The organism is Sphingopyxis sp. (assembly GCF_040216815.1).
Taxonomy (GTDB): domain Bacteria; phylum Pseudomonadota; class Alphaproteobacteria; order Sphingomonadales; family Sphingomonadaceae; genus Sphingopyxis.
Genome location: NZ_JAVJOJ010000009.1, coordinates 523,652 through 535,626, shown reverse-complemented (window position 1 = coordinate 535,626; position 11,975 = coordinate 523,652). Strand labels below are relative to the sequence as shown.

Here is an 11,975-nt window from a genome sequence, read left to right as displayed (position 1 = left end):
GAGGATGAGATCGAATGATTGTAATCGTCGGGCCTCATCAAACCCGGGGTGACGAAGAGGGAATGAATGGGGCGATAGCTAAGCTCGCTTGACCCCGCGTCGTTGCGGGCGCATCCGCCGCATATGTCCTCCCCCGCACTCTCCCCCATGAAGCGGCCGTGGATCGTCATCGCCTGCGCCGCGTTCATCGTCACGCTTGCGATGGGCGTGCGCCAGTCGTTCGGCCTGTTTCTCCCGCAGATGAGCGTCGATATCGGGATCAGTCGGTCCGATTTCGGCCTTGCCATGGCGCTCCAGAATCTTTTGTTCGGGCTGGCCCAGCCCTTCGTCGGCGCGCTCGCCGACAAATATGGCGCCGGGCGCGTCGTACTGTTCGGCGCGCTCCTCTATGCGCTCGGCCTGATCGGGGCGGCCTTTGCGACCGATGCGATCGGGCTGCATATCAGCTTCGGCATTTTTATCGGCATGGCGCAATCCGCGACGACCTTCGTGGTCGTGCTCGGCGCCGTCGGGCGCGTCGTCAGTGCGGAAAAGCGCAGCGGGGCCTTCGGCATCGTGACCGCCGGGGGGTCGTTGGGACAGTTCCTGGTCGTGCCTTTCGCATCGATGTTGCTCGGCGATGTCGGCTATCATCAGACATTGTGGATCATGGCGGGCCTTGTGGCCCTGTGCGGCCTGCTCGCGATCGGCGTCGCGGGGCGGCCCGACGGCGGCGCGGCGCTGGCGGTCGAGGAACAGAGCGCGCGCGAGGCGCTCCGCGAAGCGGCGGTGCATCGCGGTTACTGGCTGCTCAACGCGGGCTTCTTCGTCTGCGGTTTCCACATCGCCTTCATCGCGACGCATTTGCCCGCCTATCTCGACGACAAGGGGCTGGGGATCGAAATCGGGGCACAGGTGCTCGCGCTCGTCGGGCTCTTCAACATCCTCGGTTCCTATGTGTTCGGCCGCGCGGGCGATGTCATGCGCCAGAAATATGTGCTGTCGGCGCTCTATACCGCGCGCTCGGCGGTCATCGCGCTCTTCCTTTTCCTGCCGCTCACCCATGCAAGCGCACTCGTCTTTGCCGGGGCGATGGGCTTCCTCTGGCTCGGCACCGTGCCGCTCACCAGCGGGATCGTCGGGCGTATCTTCGGCGTGCGTTATCTCTCGATGCTCTATGGCATCGTGTTCCTCAGTCACCAGATCGGCAGCTTTTTCGGCGCGTGGATGGCGGGGCTGATCTTCGACGCGACCGGCAGCTATAATATCGCTTGGGGCTTTGCGATCGCGCTCGGGCTGTTCGCCGGGCTGGTCCATCTGCCGATCGCCGACGCGCCGGTCCGGCGGTTGCAGGCGGCATGAAGCTTCAGCGCACCGATTGGGCCGCGTTCGCCCTTTTCCTGGCCGTCGCCGTCGGTGGGCTGTGGCTCTGGCGGGGCGAGGGGCCGGTCGTCTGGCTCACCGATTTCGCCATCCTGTGCGGCTTTATCTGACGCCGCCGGTCAGGCTTCGGGATCGACCCCGCCCGGCGTCCGGCCACAAATCCGGTCGTCGTCGGGCTTGGGATCGGCGGGATCGGCGACCAGGCGAAAGACGTGCGAGAGGTGGGTCGTCACACGCTCGGGCCGCTGGTGCCGGTTCGCAATGACGTCGATGAAGTCGCGGCACGCGGGCGCGCTGCGCAGGAAATTGCTGTGGCCTGTTGATCCGCGCGAAACGTCGGTCGTGTCGATCACCGTCAGCCCCGGAATGGCGATGGGGTAACAGCGTTCGGGCAGCCCCTTTTCCTTCAGCGCCGCCGCCTCGAACGGGTTGAAGCAATAGGGCGAGCCCAGCCGCGGATAGCCGTGCACCGCACGCGATACCGCCAGCGCCCGGTCGCTCAGCGAGGCATAGACGGTGATGCGCCGGCCCAGCGCAATCCGCTCGGGCGCCAGCACATCGCCCGCAATATCGCGCTCGAACGTCTCGCGGTCGATGTCGGGCGAGGCGAGGATGATGTTCGAAATATTGCCCGTGCGGTCGGCGCGGCGCGACAGGCGATCGGCCGCCGCTATAGCGGGAAGCGCCAGCCGCGCGCCCAGCGAATGCGCGACCACGACGATTTCCTTCACCCACGGCTTGTCGCTGAGGTCGCGCAGGAAATCGCGAAAATTGCGCACGTCATGATACATGTTGGTTTCGTCGACGGCATATTTCAGCACCTCGCCCTGCGAGGGCCAGCTATATTCGATGACCGGGCCGTCAAAGCCCGTCATCCGCGCCATTTGCGCCGCATCCTTCGACGTCGTTTCAAAGGTTTCGCGATAGCCGTGGACGTACAGCAGCACGCGCCCCTGCCGCCGGTCGGTCTCGGCCTGCAATGCCTGCCACCAGTCGGCTTCATTCTGCAGCGCCAACGGCGTGCGGAACTTCGTCTTGCCGCCCACCTCCATATCGCGCGGTGCCGCAAAGCGGCCATGGCGTACCCGGTCGCCGCGATGGACGAGCAGGCGGACGTCGGCGCTGCGGCAATCGGGCAGGCGGCTGGTGACAAAAAACAGCGGCAACGCCTCGCCATCGATGGGCGCGCCGGGCGGCGGAGCACAGCGCGGGTCGGCGACATAATCGGTGTGGCGTATCTCGCCATATTTGACCGGCGTGATGCACCCCGACAGCAAAAGGGCGGTGCCCAGCGCGGACAAGATGCGGGGCAAAAGAGGATAAGCGCGCGAGGGGAAGAGCGACATGGCGCGATGCTGGCAGAGCTTCGGGGGCAAGGAAAGGTAAAAAAGGCATCGCGGCCATAGTGTATTGATTATATAATACACATTGATATAATTGCCGTATTTCGGGCGCTTGGCGCCGTTGACAGGAATTTTCCGATGACCTTGTCTTCTGCCCTTGTGTTCGCCCTTGCGGCGGCCTCGAACGCTGCCGCATCCGCCCCGGCGGTCACGCCTCCCTATGTGCCCAGCTTCGACCCCAGCGCGCTCAAGGACAATGTCGGCGGCCCGCCGGGCGAGGTGCTCGTGCTCGGCACCCCGCATCTGTCGAGTTTCCCCAAGGATTTTCAGGCGAAGAGCCTCGATCCGTTGCTTGATCGGCTCGCGGCATGGCGGCCGCAGATGATCGCGATAGAGGCTGTGTCAGGGCCGCAATGCGAAATGCTGCTGCGCTATGCGGCGGTTTATCCCGACGTTCACAAAAGCTATTGCTGGGACCCGGAACCCGCGCGCGCGGCGACGGGGCTCGACGTGCCTGCCGCGACGGCAGAGGCGGAAAAGCTGCTCGCCAGCTGGCCTGAAAAGCCCACCGCGGCTGAACGCCGCCGCCTTGCCGCGGTGTTTCTGGCGGGGGGGGAACAGGCATCGGCGCTCGTCCAATGGCTGCAACTGCCCGTGGCCGAACGCCGTGCAGGCGACGGGCTCAGCGACCCGCTGGTCGAACGGTTGAACAGGCTCGCGGGCTGGCGGAACGAAAATTATCTGATCGCCGCGGCGCTCGCCGCGCGCCTGGGGCTCCAGCGTGTCCATGCGGTCGACGATCACAGCGCCGATTTTCCGTCCGAATCGCAGGAAGATCAGGCCGCCTATGGCGCGGCGCTGCAGCGCGCCTGGGACAATCCCGCGACCCAAAAGCGCAAGGCGATCGACGATGAACTGATGAAACGGCTCGACGGCGAAGGCGTGCTCGCCATCTACCGCGAATATAATGGCGCGGAATCGATGCGGCTCACTTTCGAAAGCGATTTCGGCGCGGCGGTCGCCGATGTGTCACCCAAAAATTATGCGCGGCGCTATTCGGGCTGGTGGGAAACACGCAACCTGCGGATGGTCGCCAATATCCGCCGCGTGATGGCGCGCCGGCCCGGCACCCGCATGCTCGCCATCGTCGGCGCCTCGCACAAGGGCTATTACGAAGCCTATCTGCACATGATGCACGACATCCGGCCGGTCGACGCGCAGGCGGTGCTGAAATAGCAGGCGGCGGCGCCGCTTATTTGCTGACGACGCCCTCGGGCAAATCTTCACCGAACACGCGCTGATAATATTCGGCGACGATCATGCGTTCGGCCTCGTCGCACTTGTTCAGGAACGACAGGCGAAAGGCAAAGCCCAGGCTGTTGAAGATCGCGGCATTCTGCGCCCAGCTGATCACCGTGCGCGGGCTCATCACGGTCGAAATGTCGCCGTTGATAAAGCCCTGGCGGGTCAGGTCGGCGACCTTCACCATGTTGGCGACCGTCGTGTCGTCGGTGCCCGGCACCTTGGCCAAGATGATCGCGCTTTCGGTGGCGGCGGGCAGATAGTTCAGCGTGACGACGATGTTCCACCGGTCCATCTGGCCCTGGTTGATCTGCTGCGTCCCGTGATACAGTCCGCTCGTGTCGCCGAGGCCCACGGTGTTGGCGGTTGCGAACAGGCGGAAATGCGGGTTCGGGCGGATGACGCGATTCTGGTCGAGCAGCGTCAGCTTGCCCTCGGTCTCCAGCACGCGCTGGATCACGAACATCACGTCGGGGCGCCCCGCATCATATTCGTCGAACACCAGCGCGGTCGGCGTCTGGAGTGCCCAGGGGAGCAGGCCTTCGCGAAACTCCGTTACTTGCTGTCCGTCGCGCAGAACGATCGCGTCGCGGCCCACCAGATCGATCCGGCTGATGTGCGCGTCCAGGTTGACGCGGATGCACGGCCATTTAAGCCGCGCCGCCACCTGTTCGATATGCGTCGACTTGCCGGTGCCGTGATAACCCTGCACCATCACGCGGCGGTTATATTTGAACCCCGCCAGGATCGCGAGCGTCGTGTCGCCGTCAAAGACATAGGCGGGGTCCAGGTCGGGCACGCGTTCGTCGGCCTCGCTGAACGCCGGCACCTTCATGTCGATATCGACCCCGAACAGCTCGCGCGCATCAACCTCGGTATCGGGGGCCGCCAGCAGCGTCGATCCATGGTGGTCGGGAAGGCTGTTCGGAATATCGGTCATGGCAAAAGTCCAGCAAGCAAACGGGGAGAGTCGCCGCCGGGCGACGCTTCGGCTGCCGCGGTATCGTCATGGGTTGCGCCTTGCAACGCCTTTTCAGAAGAGGCCGAGCGCCTTCATCACGGCCGACTGGTCGTAAAAGGGGCGTTCGCAGACGATCTTGTCGCTCCCCGGCGCAAATTCAAAGCTCGCCGCCATGCGGATACGGAACGCCTTGCCGGTGGCTTCGATCGTCCGCACGCCGATCTTCAATGGTCCCAGATGCGTGCCGGTCAGCCAGAATTCGACCAGAACCGTGTCCGTTGCCGCGTCGGCGGCGATCGCGATCACCTCATTCGCCTGATCGGGGAAGGGCTCGCGCGACGAGGCGAAATAGGATCGTACGGCCGCTTCGCCATCGAAGACCGTGCCCGGCCCCATCAATTCATAGCGCGGGTGATCGAAGGTCGCGATGACACCGTCCCAGTCGTGCGCGATTTCGAGCGCCATATGGCGGCGCACCACCTCGATCCGGGCTGCGTCCAGGTCGGTCATCGTGCCTCTCCTATGCGAAGGCTTTGCTCTTCCTCAGCAACTGATAGGCCGCGACGACTTCGCCGAGTCTCGTTTCGAAACTGCGGTCGCCGCCGTTGCGGTCGGGGTGATATTTGCGGACAAGTTCGCTGTAACGCCGTCGCAAGGTGCCGCGATCGGCATCGGCGGGCAGGCCGAGCAATTGCATCGCGCCATGCTCTTCGCGGGAGAGGCCGGGGTTGGCCGCCTCGCGCTTCGCCGCGTTCATCCGCTGCCGAAACCGGGCGCCGAGCGCATCCATCGGATCCTTGAAATCGGCCCAGCGGGGCGGCAGATCGGCGCTGCCGGCAGCGCGGAAAGCGCGGCTTTCGGTTTCCCAGCCTGCCGTGGGCGATTGCGCCGCCAATATCTGATCGGCGCTCATGCCTTCAAAGAAATTATAGCCCGCATTGAATTCGCGCACATGGTCGAGGCACAGCCAGCGATAGGGCGGCGGGCCGTCGGGCGAGCGGTGCGCCGAGACGGGCGCGCGAAACTCGCCTGCCTCGCGGCAACCGGGCGCGGCGCATCGCTCCTCGCGCGGAACGCGGCCATGGAATCGGGTCGGGCGGGCAGAAGATGGCAAAACAGGCTTTCGGAATCGGGACGGCAACATAAGCGCCGGGAGGCCTTATAATTTGGCGACGGAAGCCTTATGGTCAAGCCCATGAAGGATAAAGGCCCCGTACAGCAAGAGATGGAAAGCCTGCTGGCAGCAGCCTTTCCCGACGCGAAATTCACCCTCAGCAATGACAGCGCAAAGCATCATGGCCATGCCGGCGACGACGGCAGCGGCGAATCGCACTTCAGCCTTGCGATCGAATGGGCCGGCTTTGCCGGGCTGAACCGCGTCGCACGCCAGCGCGCGGTGAACAAGGCGCTCGGCGACCTGCCGGGACAGCGCGTTCATGCGCTGGCGATCAAGGCGGGTGCGCCGGGCGAATAGGAGCGATCGGATGGCTGGACACCGCATTTGCGGCATGAGTTTTGCGAGCGTCTATCCGCATTATGTGACCAAGGCCGAGCGCAAGGGACGCACAAAGGAAGAGGTCGACGCAATCATCCGCTGGTTGACGGGGTACAGCCAGGAGCAGCTGGAGCAGCAGATCGCCGAGCGGGTCGATTTCACCGCCTTCTTTGCCAGCGCCCCCGCGATGAACGCCGCACGCGAGCAGATCAAGGGCGTCGTGTGCGGCGTGCGCGTCGAGAATGTCGAGGAGCCACTGATGCGCGAGATCCGCTATCTCGACAAGTTGATCGACGAACTGGCGAAGGGGAAGGCGATGGACAAGATTCTGCGGGCGCCGGCACCGTGATTCGGGACAGTTCAGGCGCTGCAATTCGAACCGACTCGGCGTTCGATACGGGCGATTTCGTAACCGGAAAGACAAGGCGTAAGCTGGAAAGGCTCGACTGATGTTTGACGTGATCACGCCATCGACCCACGACATCGGCGCGTTCGAGGTGCGCCGGACCTTGCCCAACAAGGCGCGCACGATGGTCGGGCCATTCATCTTTGTCGACCAGTTCGGTCCGGCGCATTTCGACATCGGCAAGGGGATGGATGTGCGCCCGCATCCGCACATCAACCTTGCCACCGTGACCTATCTTTTCGAAGGTGCGATCGACCATCGCGACAGCCTTGGCACCCATGCGACGATCCGCCCCGGCGCGTGCAACCTGATGACCGCGGGGCGCGGGATCGTCCATTCGGAACGCACCCCGGCGGCGGAACGCGCGACGGGCTCGCCGATTTCGGGGATGCAGACATGGCTTGCGCTCCCCGACGGCAAGGAAGAGATCGACCCGGCATTCGAGCATGTGGCGAAGGACGATCTGCCGCTCGCCGAAGACAAGGGCGTGTCGGCGCGCATCATCATGGGCAGCCTTTGGGGCAAGGCGTCGCCGATCACCCAGCACAGCGCGACCATCTATGCCGATATCGTGATGAACGCGGGCGCGTCGATCCCGATCGATGCCGAGGCCGACGAGCGTGCGCTGCTCGTCGCGCTCGGCGATGCAAGCCTCGACGGCGAGCCGCTCGACCGGCACAGCCTCTATATATTGAAACCGGGACAGGCGATGGTGCTGCGCGCCACCAGCGCCGCGCGCGTGATGCTGCTGGGCGGCGAGGCGTTCACGACGCCGCGTCATGTCTGGTGGAACTTCGTCAGCTCCTCGCGCGAGCGGATCAATCAGGCGAAGCACGACTGGAAGCAGGGTAATTTCCCGCTTGTCCCCGGCGACAGCGAAGAGTTTATTCCGATCCCCGAAGTGCCCAAGACGGTGAGCTATCCCTGATCATCAGGCGCGACCGGTTATCGATATTCCATTCATTGTCATCCCGGCTACGGCCGGGATCTCGCCGGTGCGTCATTTCGATAGGGTGAGATTCCGGCCGTCGCCGGGATGACGGATAAGGGGAGATCCGCTCCCCACCCCGAAACCGACAGGCCACTCCTTCGATTTCCGCCCCCCGATACGCCCCGCCATTTGTTGCAGCTTGCCAGCTGCGGCGATCGCCGCCAGATTGGTTTTGAAAAGAAACCAAAGGAGCGTGGCATGATCGGCGATTTCGAGCAGCAGCGGGTTAAGCTTTCCACGGGGGTCGAACTCGACGTCGTCGACATGGGCCCCCGCGATGCGCCGGTACTGATCTTTCTGCACGGCTTTCCCGAATCGCACCGCACCTGGCGGCATCAGCTGCTGCATTTCGCGACCCGTTTTCGCTGCATTGCGCCCGACCAGCGCGGCTATCGCGGTTCGTCGAAACCGCAGGATGTCGGCGCCTACACCCCCGACAAGCTGATCGCCGACATATTCGCACTCGCGGACGCGCTGGACGTGGGGAAATTCACCATCGTCGGGCATGATTGGGGCGGCGCGATCGCCTGGGGCGTCGCGCTGGGCGGGCAGCCCGGCGGATTGCACCCCCAATGGGCGGGGCGCGTGACGCGCGCGGTGATTGCCAATGCGCCGCACCCCGCCATTTTCCAGCGCCTGCTCGCGACCAACGCCGAACAGCGCGCCGCAAGCCAATATATCCGCGTCTTTCGCGATCCCGCGAGCGACGCGATCATCGTCGACCAGGGTATCGCGGGCCTGCTCGCCCACGCCTTTGCCGGACGGGTGCCGAGCGGCGGGCTGCAACCCGCCGACGAGATCGGCCGTCTGCTAAAGGATTGGGAGGATCGCGACGCCTGCCGCGCGATGGTCGACTGGTATCGTGCCTCGCCGCTCGCCGTGCCCGCGATGGACGAACCCTATGCCGATCCACCGGCGGCGCCCTTTCCGACGCTCGACATCCCGGCCCTCGTCATCTGGGCGCTCGACGATGTGGCTTTGCCGCCGTGCAATCTCGACGGAATGGCTGAGCTCGTCCCCGCCGTCACGATCGTCGAAGTGCCCGGCTGCGGTCATTTCGTCCCGTGGGAAGCGCCCGAAGCGGTGAATGCCGCGATCGACGCCTTTCTCGCGAAAGCTTGACCCCGCGCATATATGATCCGCCCGGAAAAAGGGGGCGGGCGGCTGATCGGCCGCCCGCCGTCGGGGGGGGGGTCTGTTGAAGCGTGTCCGCGCCACGCGAAATCCTCAATTGCCGCGCCCAAAATCACCCGGTTGCGACCAGGGCCGAAGACTTTGGACGGGGCGATTTAACCATATTATCGCCCGATATGGCAGGCTTTCAGATTCTCCCATTGCTGTCATATTCGTGCCATGGACGTGGGAGGACTGAAGGTCGCCTCGATCACCGACCGGATCGATGGCCACGCGTCATGGACAATCGAACGCGATGTCCATGCGCTGATACTCTATGAAGCCGGAAGCTATCACTGGCTCGAAACCTGGCAGGACATGCAGCGCACCTCGCTCGGCGATCCGTTGCCGGGGGAAATGTGGCTGGTGCCCGCGGGGCGCGTATATCGCGCCGAGGCAAGGGGCGGCGCGGTGCGCTATATCGACATTGAAATTCCGGTATCGCGGTTGAACGTCGCGGCCGATACGCGCGCGCTGGCGGCGCATCACGACCTGGCGCTGGCGGCGCTCGGTCGTGCGCTTGCCGAGGGCGACGCCGCCGCGGCCGATCCCTTCGTCGCGATCCTTCGCGAAACGCTCGCCGGCATGGCGGGGCGCCCCGATCCGCCCGCCGTCGCCGAACGGATCAACCAGCTGATGACCTTTATCCAGGACCGGCTGGAGGCGCCGTTGACCGTCGAGGATATGGCGGCCGAAGCCGGCATGTCGGTCAACACCCTGATTATCCACTTTGCGCGCGCAACAGGGCGGACGCCTGCGCAATATGTGCTGCGCCAGCGGCTTCGCCGCGCCTGCTGGTTTCTGATGAACCGCCCGCTGACCATTGCCGAGATCGCCTTTGCCACCGGCTTTTCCAGCCACGCGCATCTCTGTGCCATTTTCCGCCGCAAGGTTGGCATGTCGCCGGGCGAATGGCGGCGGCGTCATCGATCGGCTATTCTGTCCGACAGCGAAGGAGGGAAGGGCTGATGTCGCATACTGCCGTGATGCTGATTGCCGGGTTCGCGCTGCTGATCCTGCTGCGTCTTGTTATCGGGGATGGTGCGCGGGCAACGCGGCTGTTCCTGATCCTGTGGCTGCTGGTGTCGCTCGGCAACCTGCTCGTCGGCGTATATCACGCCGGCTATGGCTGGGCCGAGGAAGCCGGAATCTGGTTGCTTGTCTTTGGCGCGCCTGCCGTCGCGGCGCTGCTCCTCCGGCGCTTCTGGCGTTAGGGTCCTGACCCTAGCGTTCTGGCCCTAGTTTTCGGGCTGGAGCAGGCAACCGCTCGCGCCGGTGTAGCGCGCGCTGCGCGATGCGAGCAGCGGGACGCTGCCTATGACGGTTTTCGTTTCGGAATCTTCGCTCAGCGATACGACCTCCATTCCCGGCTCGAAATCGCTTTGGCAACTCTCCAGGCTCCGCCCCTGGACATGGCGGCACGAACAGCCGACGCGCGCGGCATAGGCGGCTCCCAGCTCGGCCTGCGCCTTGAATGCAGGGAATTTCCAGATCAGGAATCCGGCGAACAGGACGGCGAACAGCAAAGCCCACGGCAAACATCCGCCCCAGCGGCTCGGGCTTTTGCGCGGTGGGACGGGGGCCGGATCGGGCGCATGCGGCGGCGGCGCTGGCGTCGGTTGCGCGCCCGTTGATGGGTCTGTGGGGTTGGTGCTATTCACTCCCTCCATGATCAGGAAAAAATGGCTGCTGGCAAGTGCCACCCTCGCGATCCTCGGCGCCTGGTCGCTGACGCACGCCGCGGGGCAAGGCAGCATCGCGCCGGCGGCGCCGGGCCCGAAGTTCGGCCTTTCGCTGGGCGACGTCGCCGCGGCCGAAGCGCCGGTCGCGCTCCCGCCGCTGCCTGCGGCGATTCGCGCGCGCGCCGACGCGCTGTTCACCGATGCCGACGCGGTGGGACAGACGCGCGCGTTGCTCGTGCTGCGCGATGGCGAGCCGATCTACGAACGCTATGCCGCGGGGTTCGGCCCCGACACAAAGCTCATCAGCTGGTCGATGGCGAAAAGCATCACCGCGGTGCTCACCGGCTTTCTTGTCGCCGACGGCCAATTGTCACTCGACGGCTCGGCCCCGGTTGCCGCCTGGCAGCGAAGCGGCGACCCGCGCGGCGCGATCACGCTCCGCCACCTGCTCCATATGTCGTCGGGGCTTGAACATATCGAAAATGGCGATCCGATCTGGGACGGCGACACGGTAGAGATGCTGTTCGGCGGCGGCGCGGGCGATATGGCGGGATTTGCCGAGGCCAAGCCTGCCGCGGCGCAGCCGGGTGAGATTTTCAACTACAGCTCGGCGACCAGCGTGATTCTGGCGGACATCATCGCCGACACGCTGACGTCGTCGCAAAGCGCCGACGCGCGCCGCGATACGATGCGCGATTTCATCGTCGGCCGCCTTGTCGAGCCGCTGGGCATGACCAGCCTGACCCCAGAATTCGATGCCAAAGGCACGATGATCGGCGGGTCGATCATGCACGCCACCGCACGCGATTATGCCCGCTTCGGCGAGTTTCTGCGCAATGACGGGGTGGTGAACGGCCAGCGGTTGCTGCCGGCAAGCTGGATCCGCTTCATGTTGACGCCATCGGCCAATGATGCCGGTTATGGCGGGCATATCTGGCTCAATCGCCGCCGTCCCGCGGGCGCACCCGCGGCGCTCTGGCCCGATCGCGGTCCGAACGACCTGTTCGCGGCCATCGGACATCAGGGGCAATATATCATCGTCTCGCCGTCGCAGCGGTTAACGATCGTGCGGCTTGGCGTAACCAAGGACGACCAGTTTCCGGCGCTGCGCCGCCATCTGGCGGATTTGACCGCGGCGCTTTGAGCGGGAACGGCTGCAAACGACCGGTAGCGGACATAGATCCTCCCTGTGCCGCAGGCAGGGCGAGGTGGCAGCGCGAAGCGCTAACGGAGAGGCTATCGGGGCACCGCAGTAGCCCC

Annotated in this window: 15 protein-coding genes; 10 read left to right on the top strand and 5 right to left on the bottom strand. The window is 64.9% G+C overall.

Features of this window, described 5'->3' with window-relative positions; all coding sequences use genetic code 11:
* Positions 1 to 123 precede the first annotated feature (123 nt).
* Positions 124 to 1,341: an MFS transporter gene (locus RIA72_RS13070; RefSeq protein WP_350032493.1), complete on the top strand. Its 1,218-nt coding sequence runs from the start codon at positions 124 to 126 to the stop codon at positions 1,339 to 1,341.
* Positions 1,338 to 1,472 (top strand): hypothetical protein, encoded by a 135-nt coding sequence (locus RIA72_RS13065; RefSeq protein ID WP_350032492.1) that lies wholly within the window; start codon positions 1,338 to 1,340, stop codon positions 1,470 to 1,472. The genes RIA72_RS13070 and RIA72_RS13065 overlap by 4 nt, the downstream gene beginning before the upstream one ends.
* Before the next feature lie 9 nt (positions 1,473 to 1,481).
* On the opposite strand, the gene RIA72_RS13060 is transcribed toward RIA72_RS13065, so the two are convergent.
* Entirely contained in the window at positions 1,482 to 2,663 is a 1,182-nt protein-coding gene (locus tag RIA72_RS13060) for an alpha/beta hydrolase (RefSeq protein WP_350032491.1), read from the bottom strand.
* Positions 2,664 to 2,843: 180 nt separating this feature from the next.
* Here RIA72_RS13060 and RIA72_RS13055 point away from each other — a divergent pair, with 180 nt between their 5' ends.
* The gene (locus tag RIA72_RS13055) at positions 2,844 to 3,941 is read left to right on the top strand and encodes a DUF5694 domain-containing protein (RefSeq protein WP_350032490.1); all 1,098 of its coding nucleotides are present in this window, start codon (positions 2,844 to 2,846) and stop codon (positions 3,939 to 3,941) included.
* A gap of 16 nt (positions 3,942 to 3,957) precedes the next feature.
* On the opposite strand, the gene cobS is transcribed toward RIA72_RS13055, so the two are convergent.
* The 3 genes from cobS to RIA72_RS13040 all read right to left on the bottom strand — a co-directional run bounded on the left by cobS (position 3,958) and on the right by RIA72_RS13040 (position 6,082).
* The gene (gene cobS, locus RIA72_RS13050) at positions 3,958 to 4,947 is read right to left on the bottom strand and encodes a cobaltochelatase subunit CobS (RefSeq protein WP_350032489.1); all 990 of its coding nucleotides are present in this window, start codon (positions 4,945 to 4,947) and stop codon (positions 3,958 to 3,960) included.
* A gap of 93 nt (positions 4,948 to 5,040) precedes the next feature.
* Positions 5,041 to 5,478 carry a nuclear transport factor 2 family protein gene (locus tag RIA72_RS13045; RefSeq protein ID WP_350032488.1) on the bottom strand — a complete coding sequence of 146 codons (438 nt, stop codon included), beginning with the start codon at positions 5,476 to 5,478 and terminating at the stop codon, positions 5,041 to 5,043.
* Between the two features lie 10 nt (positions 5,479 to 5,488).
* Positions 5,489 to 6,082, bottom strand: a complete 594-nt coding sequence (locus RIA72_RS13040) for a J domain-containing protein (RefSeq protein WP_350032487.1) — start codon at positions 6,080 to 6,082, stop codon at positions 5,489 to 5,491.
* A gap of 69 nt (positions 6,083 to 6,151) precedes the next feature.
* Here RIA72_RS13040 and RIA72_RS13035 point away from each other — a divergent pair, with 69 nt between their 5' ends.
* From RIA72_RS13035 to RIA72_RS13010, 6 genes are all read left to right on the top strand, one after another.
* Positions 6,152 to 6,442 (top strand): BolA family protein, encoded by a 291-nt coding sequence (locus tag RIA72_RS13035; RefSeq protein ID WP_350032486.1) that lies wholly within the window; start codon positions 6,152 to 6,154, stop codon positions 6,440 to 6,442.
* Positions 6,443 to 6,452: 10 nt separating this feature from the next.
* Entirely contained in the window at positions 6,453 to 6,812 is a 360-nt protein-coding gene (locus RIA72_RS13030) for a DUF2200 domain-containing protein (RefSeq protein WP_350032485.1), read from the top strand.
* 100 nt (positions 6,813 to 6,912) lie between these two features.
* Positions 6,913 to 7,797 (top strand): pirin family protein, encoded by an 885-nt coding sequence (locus RIA72_RS13025; RefSeq protein WP_350032484.1) that lies wholly within the window; start codon positions 6,913 to 6,915, stop codon positions 7,795 to 7,797.
* A 261-nt stretch (positions 7,798 to 8,058) separates the two neighbouring features.
* Positions 8,059 to 8,982, top strand: a complete 924-nt coding sequence (locus tag RIA72_RS13020; RefSeq protein ID WP_350032483.1) for an alpha/beta fold hydrolase — start codon at positions 8,059 to 8,061, stop codon at positions 8,980 to 8,982.
* A 231-nt stretch (positions 8,983 to 9,213) separates the two neighbouring features.
* Complete coding sequence (locus tag RIA72_RS13015) at positions 9,214 to 10,002, top strand: AraC family transcriptional regulator (RefSeq protein WP_350032482.1); 789 nt, start codon at positions 9,214 to 9,216, stop codon at positions 10,000 to 10,002.
* Positions 10,002 to 10,247, top strand: a complete 246-nt coding sequence (locus RIA72_RS13010) for a hypothetical protein (protein WP_350032481.1) — start codon at positions 10,002 to 10,004, stop codon at positions 10,245 to 10,247. The genes RIA72_RS13015 and RIA72_RS13010 overlap by 1 nt, the downstream gene beginning before the upstream one ends.
* 24 nt (positions 10,248 to 10,271) lie before the next feature.
* Here RIA72_RS13010 and RIA72_RS13005 read toward each other — a convergent pair whose 3' ends face one another.
* Positions 10,272 to 10,571: a hypothetical protein gene (locus RIA72_RS13005; RefSeq protein ID WP_350032480.1), complete on the bottom strand. Its 300-nt coding sequence runs from the start codon at positions 10,569 to 10,571 to the stop codon at positions 10,272 to 10,274.
* A 130-nt stretch (positions 10,572 to 10,701) separates the two neighbouring features.
* On the opposite strand from RIA72_RS13005, the gene RIA72_RS13000 reads away from it, so the two are divergent.
* Positions 10,702 to 11,859, top strand: a complete 1,158-nt coding sequence (locus RIA72_RS13000) for a serine hydrolase domain-containing protein (protein WP_350032479.1) — start codon at positions 10,702 to 10,704, stop codon at positions 11,857 to 11,859.
* The last annotated feature ends 116 nt before the right edge of the window (positions 11,860 to 11,975 follow it).

Coding starts and splice junctions, on each gene's coding strand:
- cobS (WP_350032489.1), bottom strand. CDS start 4,947: ATGACCGATATTCCGAACAGCCTTCCCGACCACCATGGATCGACGCTG.
- RIA72_RS13030 (WP_350032485.1), top strand. CDS start 6,453: ATGGCTGGACACCGCATTTGCGGCATGAGTTTTGCGAGCGTCTATCCG.
- RIA72_RS13000 (WP_350032479.1), top strand. CDS start 10,702: ATGATCAGGAAAAAATGGCTGCTGGCAAGTGCCACCCTCGCGATCCTC.
- RIA72_RS13010 (WP_350032481.1), top strand. CDS start 10,002: ATGTCGCATACTGCCGTGATGCTGATTGCCGGGTTCGCGCTGCTGATC.
- RIA72_RS13035 (WP_350032486.1), top strand. CDS start 6,152: ATGGTCAAGCCCATGAAGGATAAAGGCCCCGTACAGCAAGAGATGGAA.
- RIA72_RS13070 (WP_350032493.1), top strand. CDS start 124: ATGTCCTCCCCCGCACTCTCCCCCATGAAGCGGCCGTGGATCGTCATC.
- RIA72_RS13055 (WP_350032490.1), top strand. CDS start 2,844: ATGACCTTGTCTTCTGCCCTTGTGTTCGCCCTTGCGGCGGCCTCGAAC.
- RIA72_RS13015 (WP_350032482.1), top strand. CDS start 9,214: ATGGACGTGGGAGGACTGAAGGTCGCCTCGATCACCGACCGGATCGAT.
- RIA72_RS13025 (WP_350032484.1), top strand. CDS start 6,913: ATGTTTGACGTGATCACGCCATCGACCCACGACATCGGCGCGTTCGAG.
- RIA72_RS13065 (WP_350032492.1), top strand. CDS start 1,338: ATGAAGCTTCAGCGCACCGATTGGGCCGCGTTCGCCCTTTTCCTGGCC.
- RIA72_RS13045 (WP_350032488.1), bottom strand. CDS start 5,478: ATGACCGACCTGGACGCAGCCCGGATCGAGGTGGTGCGCCGCCATATG.
- RIA72_RS13020 (WP_350032483.1), top strand. CDS start 8,059: ATGATCGGCGATTTCGAGCAGCAGCGGGTTAAGCTTTCCACGGGGGTC.